This window comes from Sphingobium psychrophilum, from assembly GCF_012927105.1.
In the GTDB taxonomy this organism is placed as follows: Bacteria; Pseudomonadota; Alphaproteobacteria; order Sphingomonadales; family Sphingomonadaceae; genus Sphingobium; species Sphingobium psychrophilum.
This window is the reverse complement of sequence record NZ_JABBFV010000002.1, coordinates 167,905-185,300: the sequence shown is the minus strand read 5'-3', so window position 1 is coordinate 185,300 and position 17,396 is coordinate 167,905. Positions and strand designations below refer to the sequence as shown.

The 17,396-nt window shown below is 64.5% G+C and carries 18 protein-coding genes; 6 read left to right on the top strand and 12 right to left on the bottom strand.

The features are described 5' to 3' along the window. Nucleotides 1-88: 88 nt before the first annotated feature. Nucleotides 89-1,414 carry a spinster family MFS transporter gene (locus tag HHL08_RS04295; RefSeq protein ID WP_169571237.1) on the bottom strand — a complete coding sequence of 442 codons (1,326 nt, stop codon included), beginning with the start codon at nucleotides 1,412-1,414 and terminating at the stop codon, nucleotides 89-91. Between the two features lie 158 nt (nucleotides 1,415-1,572). Here HHL08_RS04295 and HHL08_RS04290 point away from each other — a divergent pair, with 158 nt between their 5' ends. Then, nucleotides 1,573-1,845, top strand: coding sequence for a hypothetical protein (locus tag HHL08_RS04290; RefSeq protein ID WP_169571236.1), 273 nt, complete (start codon nucleotides 1,573-1,575; stop codon nucleotides 1,843-1,845). Between the two features lie 85 nt (nucleotides 1,846-1,930). On the opposite strand, the gene HHL08_RS04285 is transcribed toward HHL08_RS04290, so the two are convergent. The 8 genes from HHL08_RS04285 to HHL08_RS04250 form a co-directional block, all read right to left on the bottom strand. Then, nucleotides 1,931-3,061 (bottom strand): phosphotransferase family protein, encoded by a 1,131-nt coding sequence (locus tag HHL08_RS04285; protein WP_169571235.1) that lies wholly within the window; start codon nucleotides 3,059-3,061, stop codon nucleotides 1,931-1,933. A 3-nt stretch (nucleotides 3,062-3,064) separates the two neighbouring features. Beyond that, nucleotides 3,065-4,147, bottom strand: coding sequence for a TIGR03857 family LLM class F420-dependent oxidoreductase (locus tag HHL08_RS04280; protein WP_169571234.1), 1,083 nt, complete (start codon nucleotides 4,145-4,147; stop codon nucleotides 3,065-3,067). 60 nt (nucleotides 4,148-4,207) lie between these two features. After that, nucleotides 4,208-4,663, bottom strand: coding sequence for a nuclear transport factor 2 family protein (locus HHL08_RS04275; protein ID WP_169571233.1), 456 nt, complete (start codon nucleotides 4,661-4,663; stop codon nucleotides 4,208-4,210). Between the two features lie 14 nt (nucleotides 4,664-4,677). Next, nucleotides 4,678-5,871: a DUF1214 domain-containing protein gene (locus HHL08_RS04270; protein WP_169571232.1), complete on the bottom strand. Its 1,194-nt coding sequence runs from the start codon at nucleotides 5,869-5,871 to the stop codon at nucleotides 4,678-4,680. Between the two features lies 1 nt (nucleotide 5,872). Then, entirely contained in the window at nucleotides 5,873-6,643 is a 771-nt protein-coding gene (locus HHL08_RS04265) for a tyrosine-protein phosphatase (RefSeq protein WP_169571231.1), read from the bottom strand. Beyond that, a complete protein-coding gene (locus HHL08_RS04260) occupies nucleotides 6,640-7,158 on the bottom strand; it encodes a VOC family protein (RefSeq protein WP_169571230.1) in 519 nt (172 codons plus the stop codon). The genes HHL08_RS04265 and HHL08_RS04260 overlap by 4 nt, the downstream gene beginning before the upstream one ends. Before the next feature lie 64 nt (nucleotides 7,159-7,222). Further along, nucleotides 7,223-8,008, bottom strand: coding sequence for an SDR family NAD(P)-dependent oxidoreductase (locus tag HHL08_RS04255; protein ID WP_169571229.1), 786 nt, complete (start codon nucleotides 8,006-8,008; stop codon nucleotides 7,223-7,225). Between the two features lie 99 nt (nucleotides 8,009-8,107). Beyond that, complete coding sequence (locus HHL08_RS04250) at nucleotides 8,108-8,971, bottom strand: helix-turn-helix transcriptional regulator (RefSeq protein WP_169571228.1); 864 nt, start codon at nucleotides 8,969-8,971, stop codon at nucleotides 8,108-8,110. Nucleotides 8,972-9,078: 107 nt separating this feature from the next. Between HHL08_RS04250 and HHL08_RS04245 the strand changes: the two genes are divergently transcribed. Beyond that, nucleotides 9,079-10,395: a sulfotransferase family protein gene (locus HHL08_RS04245; RefSeq protein ID WP_235954811.1), complete on the top strand. Its 1,317-nt coding sequence runs from the start codon at nucleotides 9,079-9,081 to the stop codon at nucleotides 10,393-10,395. A 90-nt stretch (nucleotides 10,396-10,485) separates the two neighbouring features. Next, complete coding sequence (locus tag HHL08_RS04240; RefSeq protein ID WP_169571227.1) at nucleotides 10,486-10,803, top strand: 2Fe-2S iron-sulfur cluster-binding protein; 318 nt, start codon at nucleotides 10,486-10,488, stop codon at nucleotides 10,801-10,803. A gap of 12 nt (nucleotides 10,804-10,815) precedes the next feature. Here HHL08_RS04240 and HHL08_RS04235 read toward each other — a convergent pair whose 3' ends face one another. Beyond that, nucleotides 10,816-11,469 (bottom strand): TetR/AcrR family transcriptional regulator, encoded by a 654-nt coding sequence (locus tag HHL08_RS04235; RefSeq protein WP_235954809.1) that lies wholly within the window; start codon nucleotides 11,467-11,469, stop codon nucleotides 10,816-10,818. A 78-nt stretch (nucleotides 11,470-11,547) separates the two neighbouring features. Here HHL08_RS04235 and HHL08_RS04230 point away from each other — a divergent pair, with 78 nt between their 5' ends. From HHL08_RS04230 to HHL08_RS04220, 3 genes are read left to right on the top strand one after another with little or no spacing between them, the layout of a single operon-like run. Continuing rightward, entirely contained in the window at nucleotides 11,548-12,486 is a 939-nt protein-coding gene (locus tag HHL08_RS04230; protein ID WP_169571225.1) for a Rieske 2Fe-2S domain-containing protein, read from the top strand. Between the two features lie 14 nt (nucleotides 12,487-12,500). Further along, nucleotides 12,501-13,574: an oxygenase gene (locus tag HHL08_RS04225; protein WP_169571224.1), complete on the top strand. Its 1,074-nt coding sequence runs from the start codon at nucleotides 12,501-12,503 to the stop codon at nucleotides 13,572-13,574. A 60-nt stretch (nucleotides 13,575-13,634) separates the two neighbouring features. Beyond that, nucleotides 13,635-14,708, top strand: coding sequence for an LLM class flavin-dependent oxidoreductase (locus tag HHL08_RS04220; RefSeq protein ID WP_169571223.1), 1,074 nt, complete (start codon nucleotides 13,635-13,637; stop codon nucleotides 14,706-14,708). Between the two features lie 4 nt (nucleotides 14,709-14,712). Here HHL08_RS04220 and HHL08_RS04215 read toward each other — a convergent pair whose 3' ends face one another. After that, nucleotides 14,713-16,380, bottom strand: coding sequence for an FAD-dependent oxidoreductase (locus tag HHL08_RS04215; protein WP_169571222.1), 1,668 nt, complete (start codon nucleotides 16,378-16,380; stop codon nucleotides 14,713-14,715). 35 nt (nucleotides 16,381-16,415) lie between these two features. Then, nucleotides 16,416-17,336, bottom strand: coding sequence for a TIGR03619 family F420-dependent LLM class oxidoreductase (locus HHL08_RS04210; RefSeq protein ID WP_169571221.1), 921 nt, complete (start codon nucleotides 17,334-17,336; stop codon nucleotides 16,416-16,418). Between the last annotated feature and the right edge of the window lie 60 nt (nucleotides 17,337-17,396).

The following is a 17,396-nucleotide window of genomic DNA, read 5'->3' as shown; positions in this document are numbered from 1 at the left end:
TCACTATGGCGGCAGCGTGGCATAGCCATGGCCCCCGCGTCATCCCGATCGTCGCGGCGTGGCCGAACATCGACAGTTTTGCGGCCCGTCACGACGCATTTGCCTCCCGCGGCAGGCTTTTCGCGGCGAGCATATAGTGGACCACCGCCAGCAGCAGGACCGATGCGGCGACCTGCATACTCAGTTGCAGGCCGTCCGCCGACGCCGCCAGGCAGGCCGCCGCCGGGCGCGCGGTCGCCGGTCCAAGGCAGTCAGTGGTATAATCGCCCGCATAGAGGAAAGCGGCGAGTCGGTCGCTGAGATAACCCAGCACCACCGAACCCAGGCCCAGGCCCGCGACGGTCTGGCCAAAGCTGTGCAGCGCGGCCGCCGAGGCGCGCATCCGCGGTTCGACCAGCGACTGGGTGATCGTCATGATCGCGGGAATGAAGGCGTAGAGCAATGTGGTGGCCAGGAACAGGAAGCCGACCAGCCAGCGCCAGTCGCTCTGATGAATGGCCAGCAGATAGAGCGGCAGCGCCAGCCCCACGGCGATGGCGGGCGCCCGTCCGCCCCAGCGCATGTCGCGCCGGATCAGGCCGCCGATCAGATAGCCGCCGCTGACCTGCCCCACCATCGTCGCCAGGCTGAAGGACAGCGCGAACACCATGCCCGCCTGCGCCAGGGGCAGGTCGTAGCGGCGCACCAGCAGAGGGATGAGGAAAAGGTTGGTGCCGAACCCGACCATGCCGACAAAGCCGCTGCCAAAGGTCAGGTGCAGGAAGGCGGGCGACCGGCCCAAGCGGCGCAGCACCGCGCCGAAAGGTGGCGTGTCCGCCCGGTCGCCCGCATCGGTGCGGACCGGTTCGGGGATGGTGAGGAACAGCAAGAGCGCCAGTAGCAACCCCGGCGCGCCGACCGCCAGCAAGGCCAGACGCCAACCGAAATGCTGGGCAATGGCGCCGCCGCCGATCGCGGCGATAGCGCCGCCCAAAGGCACGCCAAGCGCGATCAGGGAGAAGACGACAGCGCGGCGCGCCGGATCGAAACGGTCCGAGATCATCGACACCAGCGCGGGGGTGAAGCCGGCCTCCCCCACGCCCACGCCCATGCGGCAGAGCAGCAGTTGAAGATAGCTGCCCGCCGCGCCCGACAGCGCGGTCATAAAGGACCAGAGCACGGTCACGGCGGCGATGATGCGGACCCGGCTGTAGCGTTCGGCCAGCCGCGCGAGCGGGATGCCGAGCGCGGCGTAGAATAGCGAGAAGGCGAGGCCGCCGAGCATCCCCAATTGCAGGTCGCTGAGTTGCAGGTCGTGGCGAATCGCTTCGCCCACCACCGCGATGATGGTGCGATCGATGAAGTTGAACATGTAGATCGCGCCCAGCAGCAGCAGGAACCAGCGGTCGCGCGCGCCAAAACCGGTCTTCCCCATCCTCATTCCCTTTCAGCCTCTTCCCGGCTTTGCACCGCTGTCACGATCTAGCACGATACAGATAGAACAGATTCTTTTCCATGTGTATCAGTTTCCTCTTGAAACCATCTGGCCGCTGCGGCAACAGATCGGCATTATCGACAGGAGGATTTTTGCATATGAAGACGATCATCATCGCGATCGCGGCGCTGAGCCTGGCAACGCCTGCACTGGCGCAGGCCCCCGCGATCGACCGTAACGAAGCGATCTTTTCCGCCGAGGGGACCAAGATCGGCAAGATCGAAAAGGTGGTGACGGGCGATGACGGCGCAGTGGCCGCCGTGCGCCTCATCTATCGCGGCAAGTTCATCACCATTCCCGCCGCGACGCTGAGCGCGAGCGACAAGGGCGTCACCACTAGCCTGTCGAACGCCGACCTCAAGAAGCTCTAAATCGCTATGGCGGGAGCGGCGGCGGGGCGTGGCCCCCGCCCCGCCCCCGCTTATGGGCAGGCATGGCGGTCACGCGGAACCCGCATCAGGCCGCCTTGTCTTCGAGCGGCACGAGATTTTGCATGAAGGCGGCGAAGTCCGGGCCAAGTTCTGGAATGGGCAGGCCCAGCTTTTCCGCCAGATAGAGCGTCATGAAATTATCCTGCAACGACCGGTTGGTGGCAGGGATATTGCCGATGCCCACTTGCCGGTCGAACGCGCCGACCGCGACCAGCGCCATGCGCAGCGCGGCGACGATGTCATAATAGTCCAGATGCTGCGCCTTTTGCCCGGACGCGGCTTCCCAGATGGCGATCGTCTCGTCCCGGCCAGGCAAGCCTTCCAGCCGGGTGACGCCGAAACGGCGGCCGAACAGGTCGTCGAAATAGAGCCACCAGGCCAGGTCCAGCTCCGCCGGTCCCAGGGCAGCGAGTTCCCAGTCGATCAGCGCGTTGACGCTGCCGTCGGGCGCGAACATGACATTGGACGGCGTTGGGTCGCCCCACAGCACGTTGACGCCCGCGTCCGCAGGCATGTTCGCGCGGACATAGGTCATGGCGGTATCGACGATCGGCATCGGCCGACCCTGTCCCGCCGCCCGGTGCCAGGCTTCAAGCGCGCCGACATATTGGTCGAGGCCGGGCGCGCCATTGTCGGGCTGGGCGAGAAATTCGAACCCGTCGCGCCAATCGATCGTCGCCAGGGTGGCAAAGGCGGTGATGGCGTTGGTGAAGCTGGCGCGGCGCTGGTCGGGGGTCATGTCGACCAGCCAGCCGTCGAGATTGTAATTGGGTTTCTGCTTGGCGCATTCGCCCTCCACCTTGCCCATGACCAGGAACGGCAGGCCCAATATGTCGGGATCAAGGTGCATGCCGATCCAGGGCGGCACGGGCAGGTCGCCGCGCGCGTACAGCGCCGCCATCATCTTGCCCTGTAGCGCCAGGCTGCTGCCGAACACGACTTCCAGGTCCATCGGCTGGCGGCGAACCACCAAAGTCTGGTTCTGCGGCCCCGCCGGATCGACATAATCGACATCGACGAAGAAGATGTCGGCCGAAAAACCCGCGCCCAGCGTCACGTCGAGCGGACGGACGACGATGTCGCGCCAGTCGGGCTTTTCGCTTGCCAGCCAAAGTTGCAGCTGGGTGGTGATGCGGTCGGGCGTCAGATAGTCCATCGCTTACAGCCCCTTTGCCGCCAGCGCGCGCTTCAGTTCGGTGGTCAGCGGTCCCATATCCTTGGGCGAGGCGCCGTGGAGCAGGATTTCGTCCGCCCCCGCATCCAGAAAGTCCATCAACTGATCGGCGCATTGTGCCGCGGTGCCGACGGCGGCGCCCTCGTCCAGCCAATGTTGCGGGATCAGCTTGCTGACATCGACCAGTTCCTGCCGCGTATAGGCCTGGTCGGCGGGCTTGCCGTTCAGGCTGGCGATCTTGGGATGGGCGCGGATCTGGTCCAGCACGCCCTTGTCCCAGCCGTTGATGTCCACGATCAGGTCGCCGAAACCGGGCAGCTCGAAATAGGTGATGGCGCGGCCGCCGACGACGGCTTCCTCCTCATCCTTAGGCAGGTCGGGGGCGACGATGATATTATGGTAGATGCGGACAGCCATGGGATCACGCCCCGCCTTTTCGGCGGCATCGCGCACGATCTTCGTGCTGTTCTTCACCCCCTGCGCCGACACGAAGGGGTGCAGCAGCACGCCGTCGCAATGTTCGCCGGCAAATTCCAGGCTTTTTGGGCCGATCGCGGTGAAGATGATCGGCGGCGGGGTGCCGCCATGGCGATCGGTCAGGCTAATCGCGGGGAATTTGCCCAGCACGCCTTCATAATCGACCTTCTCGCCTGCCCAGAGACGACGACAGATCGAAATGAGATCGGCCAGTCGCTCCATCGTGATCGGCGGCGATCCGAGCATCTTCATGTAAGCCGGGACGGCGCGCGCGAACATCAGGCGGAAACGGTCGCCACTCAATGCCTGCATCAGGTCCGCGACGCTGGCGGTGACGAGCGGGTGGCGCATCGTCGCGTACATGGTGCCGGTGATGCGGATCTTCGACGTCGCCTGCGACACCGCGCCCGCGAGGACTGCGGGTTCCTTCAGCGCATAGCGTTCGGAAATCCAGACGCAGCCAAGGCCGATACGCTCGGCCTCCTGCGCTTCCTCTATCCCCCGGCGCGGATCGGTGACTCGGCCGGGCAGGATATAGGTGCCGAACTTGTCGAACAGCGCCTGCGCGCCGGGTTCCATTGCTGCCGTCATATCCTGTCCTCTCAAATCTATAGGGACAGGATTGCCGCGCACGGGACGCTTCGCAACCTGTCAAAGGACAGGCGCGGGATGCACTTCGACGGTGAGGCGGGTGAGTTTGAGAAAAGCGATCTTCCACCCGCCCTCCACGCGCACATAGCGTTCGGTATAGTGGCCAAAGCCGGTGATCGATGCGCCGCCGGGGATCGGGCACTTGCCCGGCGCCCACACCACCCGGTCCTGCATGGCGGTGACGACATCGGCACTGTCGCCTTGCAGGGTGATTTCGGACGAATGGACCTGATGCGCGGTCTGCGCATCGATGACGGCGGAGCGGACCTGCTCCAGAATCGCGGCATGGCCGGTGATCGGCGGGTTTCCGGTATCTTCCTGCACGTCCATGACGGCGTCGGGCGTGAACAGGGCGATGAAGCCGTCCCAATCCTTGGTATCGAGCAGGCGGCAATAGCGCGCCTTCACCTGGCGGATCGCCTCATAATCCAGCAGCATGGCCAGTGCGTCGCTCATGATCGCTTACTCCCTTACCAGATGACGCGCATGTGCGCGCGTAATGTCCGTTCGCGGATCGCGGCGTCGCGCGCTTCCGGCGTCACCAGCGCCGTGTCGGCGGGCAGATGGCTGCGGACGTCGGCCAGCTTGACCTTACGCATCGTCGGCGTCGGGCGCGCGTCGCTGTTGAACCAGCGCCCCTGTATCGCGCCGCTGGCATAGCCGGCCGTGTCGAGCCAGTTGTGGACGCCGGGATCGCGCGCGGCAATGACCGCGCGGAACACGCCGTCGCCATCGACCACCGCCTGCGCATCGTTCAGGCTCGACTGATTATGATACCAGTCGGTCGTTTCATAAAGGTCATTGGTCAGGATCAGCGACCAATAGGCGACATCGGCCGGGATCGGTACTTCGGTAATCAGCGCTTCATCGTCGGCCAGATCATAGGCGCCCTCATAATAGGATTGGCGGGCAAGGCCGGTCATCTGCGAGAAGTCCACGACTTTGAGCGTGTTGATGAGCCCTTCGTCGCGCAGTTTCTGCACCTTGTCGGGGAAGGCCAGGGCGCAGACCGCCGCTGTTTTCGGTATTTCGGCGAAGCGATGCGCCAGTTGCGCCAGCGTCGGGCGGCCCTTGGCGGCCTTGTCCGCGTCCAGCCGGACGATGCCCAGGCGCGGTTCGCGCTCCACGCCCCAGTCGCAGCCGACGATACGGATCATCAGCTTTTCGCTGTCGGGCTTGAGTTCCCACCAGTCGCCGCTGTGGCCCTCCGGCCGGGTCGGCGAGAGGATGACGTCGAACGCGCCATCCGGACCGATCGCCAGATCGTCGAAATCATTGGCGTCCTGCGCGGGGTGATGTTGGCCGGTGCGCAGCGTGTCGGGGCCAAGCTGCGCCAGGATCAGCATCCGCACGGTGCCGCGATCGCCCCGGATGCGGTAGGTGCCGCCCTTCTCGATCAATGCCGCCTTGTAGATGGTGTCGGCATTGGGCTGAAAGATATTCTGGCAGATATTGAGTTCGGGTACGAAGATCGGATGGCTGCGGTCATGCATGATCGCGTCGTTGGTGGTGCGCAGGACGCCCGACAGCAGCAGGCGCATGGCCTCCTGCATCACTTGCGGGTCATCATGCAGCCGCGCCGGGATGCGATCACGCATCTGCTGGCCCAGCGGGCGCAACTGGTCGAGCAACTGTTCCCATTCGTAGATCGCTGTGTCCGTCATCTCATTCTCCGCCAGTAACGAGAGTCTGCCGCAGTGCGTCGCGCCGATCGGCATCCACACCCGCGGCCTGGAAATAGCCGTCGATATCGCCCCATTGCGACGCCACGACATCGAGCGCGCGATTCAGGAAATCGGCGTGGACGCCGATCAGCACCGCGACCATGTCATCAGGGGGCACGAAGCCGAACGTCTTTTCCAGATCAGCCTTCAGATGGCCCGACATCGCCAGATTCTGGCCGAAGACGTCGGACTTTCGATAATCTTCCGCGATCACGTCGCGCGGGACGCCGAGCAGGTCGAGGATCAGGGCGATGACGACGCCAGTGCGGTCTTTGCCCGCGGTACAATGGACCAGCATTGGCGTGTCGCCCGCCAGCAGCGCGTCGACCATCGGCGCGACATGGGGCAGGAACGCCTGGGGCATAAGGCCGTAATTATGGGTCATCACGGCGATGGCGCGGGCCTGTGTCGGGTCGCGACCCAGCGTCATCCACATATCTTCGCCCTGCGCGCGCAGGTCGGTGTTCATGTCGAGATCGAGGATACGGCAATCGGCCCCGCACCAGTCATGGGGCGCCTTTTCGCGCTCCATGTCCGAGCGGAGGTCGGCGACGGTGCGAAAGCCCAGTTCGGTCAGTTCGGCATGATGGTCCGCGAGAAAACTGGCCGGGCCTTCGGACCGGTACAGGATGCCGGGTCGCACCTGCCGGCCATCGCGGGTCGGCAGTCCGCCGATGTCGCGGAAGTTGAGGCGGGACAGGGCAAGGGTCATGACGGGCTTTCCAATGGAGGGTAGGCAGGCACGATGCCACGCATCTGGGCCAGCAGGTCCGGCGACATCCAGACATGTTCGACATAATGGCCCAGCGTCGCGCGCTCGTCAGTATAGATGTAGCGCAGCATGTCGCCGATGGTGCCTTCGAACACGACCGGATGCGTGGTCAGGTCGAGCGAGGCGACATGCGCGTCCCAGTTGGAGAGCGGCCCGTCGATGCGGGCAGCGATATGGTGGAAGCGGATGGCCAGGCCATCGCCGCCGGGCAGGACATCGCTGAACAGCGGCGCGGTGTCGCCGATCGGTTCGATCAGTTCGACCTCGACCCCGCCGACCAGCGCCAGCGCGATCTTGAGCACCGGCTTGCCCGCCGGGTCTTCGCCCGGCTGGATGTTCGACATTTCGAAAAAGCCCGGCGTACCATAGTCAGCGGTCAGCCGCGCCATGGCGGCGGCCAGATCGTTGGTGACATAGGCGATCTGGCTATGGTGGCTGTTGGGCCGGGCGAACATGCGCTTCTCCTGTAGGATGTGCCCGATCAGCCGCATCGCGGCTGGCCCGGCACCTGCCGGACGGTCAGTTGGCGAACAGCTTGCCGCCGTCGATGACCAGCGTGTCGCCAGTGTGATAGGCGGCCATGTCGCTAGCGAGATAGACGACGGCCCCTTCCAGGTCGGCGGGCTTGCCGGCGCGGCCCAGTGGCGCTTTGGCCGCGACCATGTCAGCGAGCATCTGGCCGATGGCGGGGTCTGCGAAGGTCATTTCGGTTTCGATGAAGCCGGGCGCAATGACGTTGCAGCGCACGCCGATCGGCCCCAGTTCGGCGGCCAGCGCCTTGGCCAGCGAATTGAGCGCGCCCTTGGCGATGCCATAATGGGCCATGGTCGGCACGCCCTGAAAGATCGATCCGCTGCCGCAGAGGATGAGCGATCCGCCCGGATCGCCCGCCTCTGCGCGCGCCTTCATATGGCGGGCGGCTTCGCGCAGGGTGAAGACGGCGCCGTCCAGATTGACGTCGATCAGCGCGCGATAGGTGGCTACGTCCATGTCGGTGAAGGCGACCTGGCTGGCGATGCCGGCATTGGCGACCAGCGTATCGACTCGGCCCATCGCGTCGAGCGCGCGGGCGAAACCGGCGACGATCGCCGGTTCGCTGGCGACGTCCACGCTGTCGGCGAAGACCCGGACGCCATGGTGGCGCAGCGCCTGCGCGGCCTCTTCATTCTTGTCGGCGCGGCGGCCCCACAGGATGATGTCGCTGCCCGCGCGGGCGAGGCCCCGGGCAAAGCCGAAGCCCAATCCCGAATTGGCGCCCGTGACCAGAGCCACCTTGCCGCTGAGGTCGAACAGGTTTTCGGGCACGGTGCGTCTCCTATTAGCCGTTGGCTCGGCGCTTTGGCCACATAGAGCGCGGGACGGCGCATCGGGACAAGCTGCCCGGCTTTCGCGACACCGCCAATGTCATCGCGAAACCGCCTCCCGATAGTGGCGCGGGGTCGATCCGGTCGCCTTGCGGAAGGCGGCGGAGAAGGCGGCGGCGCTGTCGAAGCCGCATTCCCAGGCGATTACCTTGATCGCCGGTTCCGCCTGGCGCAGCAACTGCCTGGCCCGATCGATCTTGCGATCGGTGACATAATGGGTGAGCGTCTGGCCGGTGGCGGCGCGGAACTGGCGGAAGAAATGGCGGGTGGAGAGGCCGCACTCCGTTGCCAGATCGGCGACGGAGGGGGGCTTGCCGGGCTGTTCGATGCGATCGGCGATCCGCCGCAGTTGCGCGCGGGACAGGCCGGTGCGCGAGTTGTCGTCCTTCACCGACAGGCGCAGATAGCGTTGCAGGTCGACCCAGGCCTGCACCCATATCGCCTGCGCCAGCATATCGCTGCAAAAGCCGGGAGCCGCGATTTCGCCCGCGATGCGCCGCAGCGCGTCGCGTACGAGCGGACTGCGGACGTCGAGCGACGCCTGCAACGCCGCGTCCGACAAGGGGAAGTCGTCGCCGTCGAACGCCGCGCCGTCGAAGCCGCAGCAGATCGACGTCTGTTCCCCCGCCCCCCAGGCGGTGTGCAGCGGGGTGCCCGCCGGGATGTAGAGGATGTCGCCCAGGGCGCTGCTGGGCGCGTCATAGCCGCCGCAGGGCTGGCCGGGACGGGGCGACAACGCCAGATCGAGAAAGCTGCGGGGCGAGGAGAAGACGCCCGCCTGCGCCCCGCGAAAGCGATAATGATGCAGTTCCATCACGACGCCGGGCAAGGCGATCCGTCCGTTGACCGTGCAATCCATGGCCGACGTGACGGGCAGGTCATAGACTTGGGAAGCAGCGTCCATCCATCCTCTCCGCTTGAGCCTGGCCCGACCCTTTGGCGCGATGGCGTAGCAATTGGCGCAGCGGCGATGGCCCCGCACCTTGCCGACGACAGGGTCGGCGCGATTAGATGCGCCATCAAACACAGGAGAGCGACATGGGCAGTCCCGCGCAAGACGTGGCCGCACGCCGGAACATCATCGATATCACCGACCTGCATCACCCGGTGCTGACCGAGGTTCAGAAACAGGTGATGGCCGGGGCCGAAGCGGCGGCGGACCAGATCGTCTTCCAGCCCGCGGTCATATTGGGCGCGGCGCAGGCGCAGACCGGGCTGACCGATTTCGGCGCGGCGGATTTTCGCGAACGGTTGGCGGTGTGGTGCCAGGCGATCGACGAGGACGCCAATGCGTCCGCCGTCACCCGCGCCAACCTGTTCCAGATGATGATCCGCTATGCCGCGACCCGGTTGCGGATCGAGGATATCGTCAAGCGCCACCCGGAGATAGTGGACATCCCGATCGAACGGCCGATCATCGTCGCGGGCCTGCCGCGATCGGGCACGACGCACCTGCTGGGGCTGTTGTCGGCCGATCGCCGTTTCCGATCGCTGCCCTGGTGGGAGGCGATCGCGCCGGTGCCTGCGCCCGACGAGGTGCCGACGAGCGACGACGCCAATCCCCGCTGGACCAAGGCGGAACAGGGGTGGCGGATGATGGAGTCTATCCTGCCGCACATGGCGATCATGCATGAATTTTCGCCCGACCATATCAGCGAGGATATCGAGTTGCAGGCGCCCGATTTCTCCTCCTACCTAATCGAATGGCTGGCAATGGTGCCGCGCTGGCGCGACTATTATCTGAGCCACGACCAGTCGGGCACCTATGCCTATCTGAAGAAGGCTTTGCAGGTGCTGACATTCCTGAACGGCCCCAATCGCTGGGTCATCAAATGTCCGCAACATATGGAGCAATTGCCCGCGCTATATAAGATTTTCCCCGACGCCACTTTCGTCATCACCCATCGCGATCCGGTGGGGTCGATCCGGTCGCAACTGACCATGTATACTTATGCGGCGAGGATGTTTCGCAAGTCGGTCGATATACAGGAGCCGCTGGGCTATTGGCCCGACCGCTATGAGAGGCTGCTGCGCGCCTGCGTGCGGGACCGCGACATATTGCCGCCCGATCAGACGATCGACGTCTATTTCCATGACTGGATCAAAAATCCCGATCCGATCCTGAAGGAGATTTACCGCATCGCCGACATTCCCCTGACCGACGAGGCGCTGGCCGACCTGCATGTCTATCTGGCCGAGCATGGTGAGCAGACGAAGGGCAAGATCGTCTATGACCTGGAGCGTGATTTCCATGTCACCGCCGAAGAATTGCGGCGGCCCTTCGGCTTCTATTTCGATCGGTTTCCAGTCGCGGTCGAAGTGAAATAGAGCGCGGCGCGCCCTGTCTTTCGGCAGGCAGGGCGGCGCGTCCGTGCGCATAGGGCTGGTCGATCATTCCGATTCCAGACGAGGAATATCATGCCCGAACTGAACGTCATCACCCGCGACGGCACCAGCAAGACGATCGATGCGCCCGCCGACATTTCGGTGATGGAAGCTATCCGCGATGCCGGATTCGACGAATTGCTGGCGCTGTGTGGCGGTTGCTGTTCGTGCGCGACCTGCCATGTCTATGTCGATCCCGCGATCGCCGCCAGCCTGCCGCCGGTCACGGAGGACGAAAGCGACCTGCTCGACGGATCGTCGCATCGCAACGACCTTTCGCGCCTGTCGTGCCAGATAATGTTGACGCAGGCCCTGTCGGGCATGACCGTCACCATCGCACCCGAAGATTGAGGGCGGCGCGGGTCATCCGGCCGGCGGCAGCAGCGCGGCGAGCAGGAAGCCGGCGAGACGATCGGCCTGCGCGGCGGCATGGGCGTCATCGACTTCGCCCCCTGCACCCAGCCGCTGTTGCATCGGCACGGCGGAGAAGTAGAAGCCCACCCCCTGTACCAGCAGCGCCATCAGCGCCGGGGTCGACAGGTCATGCACCGGCCGCCGCCGCCGCACCGCGTCCAGCAGATCGTCCAGTCGCCGCTGGAACGGCAGCACGAAATGTTCGACGATATGGTCGAGCCGCCAGGTCGAGCGGCATCCTTCGACATTGGTGAGCGAAACGATGTCGCCATTACGGGTCGCCCACAGGCAGAAGCGCTGGATCAGGTGGCGTAACCGCACTTCCGCGTCGGCTGGTTCGTCGAACGCGGCTTCGACGAAGGGCGATGCCTGCGCCATGCGCCAGTCGACTGCGCGGACCCACAAATCCTCCTTCCGCCCGAAGCGGACGTTGAGCAGATTATGGCTGACGCCGAGCCGTTTCGACAGGTCGCGCAGCGTCGTCCCTTCATAGCCGCGTTCGGCGAAGGTCGCGAAGGCAAGCCCAAGCAACTGGTCCTCATCTAAGGCCTGGACGGCATTGAGGGCGGGGCGGCCACGGGCGCGCTGGGGTCGATCGAGCATCTGCTGATCCATAGTGAAAAGACGTTGACATATAAATTGTCATACGTCAATTTAATCGCAGGAGTAAGGATAACCGCTATGAGTCTCGATACCGATCTTTGGTGGGCCGTCGCCCGGTCTGAGGAAGTCACGTCCAAAAAGCCGCTGTCGGTGGACATTGGCGACCAGCCGGTGGTGCTGTGGCGCGACCATCACGGCATTGCCCGCGCGCTGGAGGACCGCTGTCCCCACCGCCGCGCGCCGCTGTCGCTGGGCTGTATCCGCGATAATGGATTGATCCAGTGTGGCTATCATGGCTGGAGCTATGATGGTGAGACGGGGCGGCTGAAAGAGATCCCCAACATGAAGGATCAGCAGAAATTTCCGCCGCTTTACAAGGCCAACGCCTTTGGCGTGAGCGAGCAGGCCGGTTTCGTGCGCGTCTGCCTGAACCCCAAGGCGGAAGCGCCGCTGAGCGCGGAACCCAAATATAGCTATATCGGCACGGTCAACGTCAGTTGCAGTCACCAGGAATATCTGGATGCGCTCTATGACGACCCCGCGCTGATCCTGGCGATCCGCGGTGTGCGGTTCAGCCCCTATATCATGTCCGAACTACATGAAGAGGGCGGGATGCTGGTGATGGAGCGCAGTTGCCAATGGCATCCGCTGCACTGGCCGTCGCATTTCGTCGCAGAATTTCCGCTGACGCTGCTGACCCGCACCCATCCGCTGACCGGCGAGACGCATCTGACGCTGCGCGACGACGCCTTCAACGACCTGCTCCATGCCGTCCTGTCCCCCGTCCCAGCAGCGCGCGGCGTGACCGCCGTGCGCTGGCGCGCGGAACTGGGCGTGCGTCGGCCGGGGTTGCGTGGCGCGATGCTGCGCGGGGTCAATCCGCTGACCGTCCTGTCGTCCATCGACGGATCGAAGCTGCGGACCACCAAGCCAACCGTATCGCTGCATGGCGAGGATTTGCGCAACGCCCTGCTCGACGCGCCGCAGGACACCCACGACCAGACCGTAGCGGCCTGAAGGAGGATTTGACCATGTTAGACATAGCCGATCGCCCCACATCCCATGACGACAACAGCGCGCCGCCAGCCGGTGGCAGCCCGATCGCCATGAATGTCGTCAACCGCTGGGTTCCGCACAATATCGTGATGCGCGACAGCTGGTTCCCGGTCGCCCATGATTATTCGGTGACGGGCAAGCCGGTGCGCCGCGCCGTCTATTCCAACCCTATCTTCCTGTGGCGCGACAATGGCGTGGTCGTGGCGAGCGAGTTCCACCCCAATGAGCGCGTGGTGCGTGACAAGAGCGACTATACCGACGCGCGTGGCCGCTATCCGGTGATGGAACATTATGGCGTGGTCTGGATCTGGCTGGGCAATCCGCTGGCCGCCGATCCGCGCCATTTGCCCAGCCTGCCCTTCCTGCCGCCCAAGGGTGGCCTGCCCCGGCACATGACGGCGACGGTACGTTTCGAAAGCTCCGCGCCGATCAGCCTGGAGAACCTCATCGACCTGACCCATGCCGATTTTCTGCATGCCGACGTGGTGGGCGACGAGCGGTCGGACAGCGAGACGATCGAGACATATTATGACAGCGAGACCGTCACCATGGTCCGCACCTGCGTCAACAAGTCGGTTGCCCCGGTGATGAAATTTTTCAGCGGCATCAAGCAGCCGACCCAGAATGTGCGGCAGGTGATCCGCATCTATCTGCGGTCGCATTGCGCGATCGCCTATGGCCGGTTCAGCCCCGGCGACGACGTGCCGCTGTTCCACCCCTGCACCCCTGAAACGCGCGATCGCACGCGGATGGAGATGGTGATGAACACCAGTAATGCCGGGCGCATGTTCAGCTATGTCATGCCAAAGGCCGGCTATAAGGTGTCGCGGCAGGACAGCTATATGACCTCCCCGCAAAGCCCCCGTTACATGCGCCATACCGACCGTAAGGATTTGCACAGCAAGTTCGACCAAGCCGGGCAGCGCTATCGCATGGCGATGATGGAATTGGCCGATCGTCAGGCGAAGGGCGATTTTGCCTATCGCGACAATGTGAGCGCCGATTGCAGCGACATCATCGGCCTGCGCAAGGAACTGTTCCAGTTCTGATTTCCCCCTCCCCCTGAAGGGCGGACCCATATGGTCCGCCCGGTTTTTTCGGGATGCTTCATGCCAAAGCTCGTCAACGCCGTCGGCGGCGAACGCCGCTGGTGGGGGGTCATGCCGACCCTGCCAGCCCCCATGATGGGCGGGATCGGCCAGCAGATGGAGCAGGTCGGCTTCGAGGGCTGTTTTTCGCTCCAGATCTATGGCCCGCCCTTTGTGCCGATGGCCGCCACGGCCGCGCTGACCAGCAGCCTGAAGGTCGGGACCGGCGTTGCCATCGCGGGCACCCGCAGCCCGGTGGAAACCGCCTATGCGGCGATGGACGTGGACCGGATTTCGGGCGGGCGCTTCGTGCTGGGGCTGGGGTCCAGCATCAAGAGTTGCGTCACCGGCATGTATGGTGAGCCGGAGCGCAAATTGCTGACCCATTTGCGCGAGAGCGTGAAGGTGATTCGCTATGTCATCGCCAACGCGCATATCGGCCTCGACCCGATCGAGGGGGAATATTTCTCCGCCGATTTTGGCGAGATGATGCTGACGGCGCCCCCGGTGCGCGCGGAAATCCCGATCTGGATCGCTGCGTTGCAGGACAAGATGACCGCGTTGGCGCTGGAAGTCGGCGACGGGCTGATGGTCCATGCGTTGTGGTCAGCGGCCTATACGCGCAGCAAGCTGCCCTTCATCGAAGCGACGCTGGCGAAATATGGGCGCGCGCGCAGCGACATAGAGATTAACGCCTGGCCGTGGATCGCTGTGAACGACGACAAGCAGAAGGCGATCGACGACAGCCGCGCGACGGTCGCCGCCTATTCGGGCTATAAGGAATATGAGCCGTTTTTTGAAGCGATCGGCTTTGGCGATCAGGCCCGCGCTTGCCAACTCAGTCTGGGCGAACATGGCGACATCGCCAAGGTCATCGGCAATGTGTCGGACGATATGGTCGAGGCGTTCGTCACCTGCGGCCCGGTCGACGAGGTGCTGGAGAAGATCGAGCCCTTTTGGGACGTGGTGGATTCGCTGTGTCCGATGACGCCCTATCGCGACCTGACGATGGAGCAGATGACCGACTATAATGCCGGTCTGTACCGGCTGGTGGCGACCGCGAAGGCGCGGGCCGGGGTCACCGAACCCGCCTGACCGGTCAGGCGGGAACCAGCGCCCCCGCTCCCATGGCTCCCATCGCCTGACCCGCAATATAGCCCGTCACCATCGCCGGACCGACATTGCAGCCATGGGCGGGCGACTTGCCGCGCCAGATCGAGTTCGCATCCAGCCCTGCGGCATAGAGGCCCGCGACCGGCGCGCCATCGGTGCCAATCACCCGGCAATGCGCGTCGATCTTCAGCCCCACCGTGGTCGATCCATCGCCGGGGTGGATTTTGATCGCGTAGAAGGGCGCCTTTTCGACGCGGCCCAGGCACGGATTGGGCTTATGCTTGGGATCGCCGATTTCGATGTCGATCTGGGTGTCGCCCTTGCCGAAATCGGGGTCTTTGCCGGTTTCGGCATAGCGATTCATCTTGGCCACGGTTGCGAGCAGGCCTTCGCCATCGACGCCGATCTTGTCGGCCAGTGCGCGCAGGGTGGGTGCCTCGATCACATAGCCGGCCGCGATCAGCTTTTTCAGCCCGCCGCCGCCGGGCAGCACCATGCCCATGCCGTAGGTTTTGACGCAATGGGCGTCGCCGATGATTTGGGCGGGGACGGTGCCGGTGGCGTGCATCGCCTCGACGAAATGGACCGACGCCTCGTTGCCGAACCGCTCGCCCTTCGCGTTGACGGCGATGCAGCCGGGTTTCGACATGTCGATCAGATGGGCGTAGCGGGCGACATAGCCGTCGGGCCGGGTCATGGTGGATACGACCGCCCAGACCGCGTTGACGAGGTTGTCGCCATCCAGCGACGCGCCAGCCTCCAGCCCCATATTCATGCCATCGCCGGTATTTTCATAGGGGAGGATCGACACATGATCTTCCGCGAACGGAATATAGGCCTTGCGCAATTGCTCGCTGGCGGAAAAGCCGCCCGCCGCCAGCAGCACGCCGACCTTGGCCGCGATATCCTCTCCACCCACGCGCACGCCGGTCACGCGGCCGTCGGCGACCAGCAGGCGATCGACCGCCGCGTCCTTGCGCAGGGTTATGCCCGCGTCGAGCGCGGACCGCAGCAGCCGCGCGACGAGGGCGTTGCCCATCGTCAGCCGGGTGCCGCGCGGGTAGCGGCGCAGCTTGTCCGCACCGAATTTCGCGGCCAGCTTGCCGAAATGGAACAGGGATTTTGCCGATGGCATGTCGGCCAGATAGGGCAGATCGAACAGGTCGATCATGAAGCCGCCGGGTGCGTTGAATTCTTCGCGGGCGGGGCGCAGGTCGGCGAAATGGGCGCCCAGTTTCTTGCCGTCATATTCCTGGGGCGAGAGCAAGCGGCCATGATCGGCGGACCCGGCGATGGCGGGATACCAATCGCTGCTGGGCGGAGAAAGGAGGAAGCGGACCGCGCTGTTGCGCTCTAGCCAGGCGACCATCGCTGGCGCTGCATCGAGATAGGCGTCGATCAGCGCCGGGTCGGCGCTTGGTCCGATGACGTCGAGCACATATTGGCGCGCGACCGCCGCGCTGTCATCGACCCCGGCGGCCTGCGCCTGCGGACTGCCCGGCACCCAGATGCCGCCGCCCGATATGGCGGTGGTGCCGCCGAAATATGCAGCCTTTTCCAGCACCAGCACCGTCAGGCCCGCAGCCGCGGCCCGCAGCGCCGCCGTCAGGCCCGCCGCGCCCGATCCGACGACGACCACATCATATTGGGTCATGATCTACTCCGATTCACTATGCAGGTGGGCAATGCTCACACTTTGGGCATGATCTCTTCGGCTACCCAGTGCAGGCGCTCGATATATTCGGTGAGGCCCGTCATGCCCGGTGGCAGCGGCACGATCGTTTCGTTGACGCCCAGATCCTTCAGCCAGCCGATCTGGTCGATGATCTTTTGCGCATTGCGGGTGCCGGGCGCGCGGGGATCGTCCATAATTTCGTGATGGGCGCCGACATTGAGCATTTCCAGCGCGAAGAACAGGTCGATCGGGCGACCGTCATAGGATGGCTGGGCGCGGATGAGGTCGAGACATGCTGGGAATTTTTCCGGCGGGGTGCGGAAGGGCGACCAGCCGTCGCCGAATTTCGCGACGCGCTTCAATACCGGTTCCGCGTCGCCCCCGAACCAGATCGGCAGGCGCGGCTGCTGCACTGGCTTGGGCGCGAAGCCGACATTCTTGAAGGAGACGAATTCGCCCTCGAACGTCGGCGTGTCGGACGTCCATAGTTCGATGATCGCGGCGACATATTCGTCCGCCATCCGCCCGCGATTGTGGAAATCGACGCCCAGCATGTCGAATTCCTCCTTCAGCCAGCCGACGCCGAACAAAGCGGTCGCGCGGCCGCCGCTCAGCCAGTCGAGCGTGGACCAGGCCTTGGCCTGCACGATCGGGCTTTGCAGCGGCAGGATGGAGACGGACGAACTGACCCGCATTTTCGACGTGCGCCCGGCGAGGAAGGCGAGCGCCACCGTGCCATGGACATAATGGTCGCCAGACAGGGCGACATGTTCCTGCGGGATGATGAAATGCTCACCCAACATGCATTTGTTGAAGCCCAGATCGTCGGCGACCTTGAGCGCGCGGCCGATATCGTCGCCGGTCAGCGCATGTTCCCATGGCTGGGTCATCGCCGCCACATGCATCGAATTGGGCACGCCGATGTTGAGCTTCATTCCTCTATCCCCTGTATCGTTTATGCCCGGCAGGATGGCGCGCCCGGTGGCCGGGTCGCA

What these genes read in the sequence shown, in the direction of transcription:
- HHL08_RS04295 (WP_169571237.1), bottom strand. Translation starts at nt 1,414, where the DNA reads ATGGGGAAGACCGGTTTTGGCGCGCGCGACCGCTGGTTCCTGCTGCTG.
- HHL08_RS04290 (WP_169571236.1), top strand. Translation starts at nt 1,573, where the DNA reads ATGAAGACGATCATCATCGCGATCGCGGCGCTGAGCCTGGCAACGCCT.
- HHL08_RS04285 (WP_169571235.1), bottom strand. Translation starts at nt 3,061, where the DNA reads ATGGACTATCTGACGCCCGACCGCATCACCACCCAGCTGCAACTTTGG.
- HHL08_RS04280 (WP_169571234.1), bottom strand. Translation starts at nt 4,147, where the DNA reads ATGACGGCAGCAATGGAACCCGGCGCGCAGGCGCTGTTCGACAAGTTC.
- HHL08_RS04275 (WP_169571233.1), bottom strand. Translation starts at nt 4,663, where the DNA reads ATGAGCGACGCACTGGCCATGCTGCTGGATTATGAGGCGATCCGCCAG.
- HHL08_RS04270 (WP_169571232.1), bottom strand. Translation starts at nt 5,871, where the DNA reads ATGACGGACACAGCGATCTACGAATGGGAACAGTTGCTCGACCAGTTG.
- HHL08_RS04265 (WP_169571231.1), bottom strand. Translation starts at nt 6,643, where the DNA reads ATGACCCTTGCCCTGTCCCGCCTCAACTTCCGCGACATCGGCGGACTG.
- HHL08_RS04260 (WP_169571230.1), bottom strand. Translation starts at nt 7,158, where the DNA reads ATGTTCGCCCGGCCCAACAGCCACCATAGCCAGATCGCCTATGTCACC.
- HHL08_RS04250 (WP_169571228.1), bottom strand. Translation starts at nt 8,971, where the DNA reads ATGGACGCTGCTTCCCAAGTCTATGACCTGCCCGTCACGTCGGCCATG.
- HHL08_RS04245 (WP_235954811.1), top strand. Translation starts at nt 9,079, where the DNA reads ATGCGCCATCAAACACAGGAGAGCGACATGGGCAGTCCCGCGCAAGAC.
- HHL08_RS04240 (WP_169571227.1), top strand. Translation starts at nt 10,486, where the DNA reads ATGCCCGAACTGAACGTCATCACCCGCGACGGCACCAGCAAGACGATC.
- HHL08_RS04235 (WP_235954809.1), bottom strand. Translation starts at nt 11,469, where the DNA reads ATGCTCGATCGACCCCAGCGCGCCCGTGGCCGCCCCGCCCTCAATGCC.
- HHL08_RS04230 (WP_169571225.1), top strand. Translation starts at nt 11,548, where the DNA reads ATGAGTCTCGATACCGATCTTTGGTGGGCCGTCGCCCGGTCTGAGGAA.
- HHL08_RS04225 (WP_169571224.1), top strand. Translation starts at nt 12,501, where the DNA reads ATGTTAGACATAGCCGATCGCCCCACATCCCATGACGACAACAGCGCG.
- HHL08_RS04220 (WP_169571223.1), top strand. Translation starts at nt 13,635, where the DNA reads ATGCCAAAGCTCGTCAACGCCGTCGGCGGCGAACGCCGCTGGTGGGGG.
- HHL08_RS04215 (WP_169571222.1), bottom strand. Translation starts at nt 16,380, where the DNA reads ATGACCCAATATGATGTGGTCGTCGTCGGATCGGGCGCGGCGGGCCTG.
- HHL08_RS04210 (WP_169571221.1), bottom strand. Translation starts at nt 17,336, where the DNA reads ATGAAGCTCAACATCGGCGTGCCCAATTCGATGCATGTGGCGGCGATG.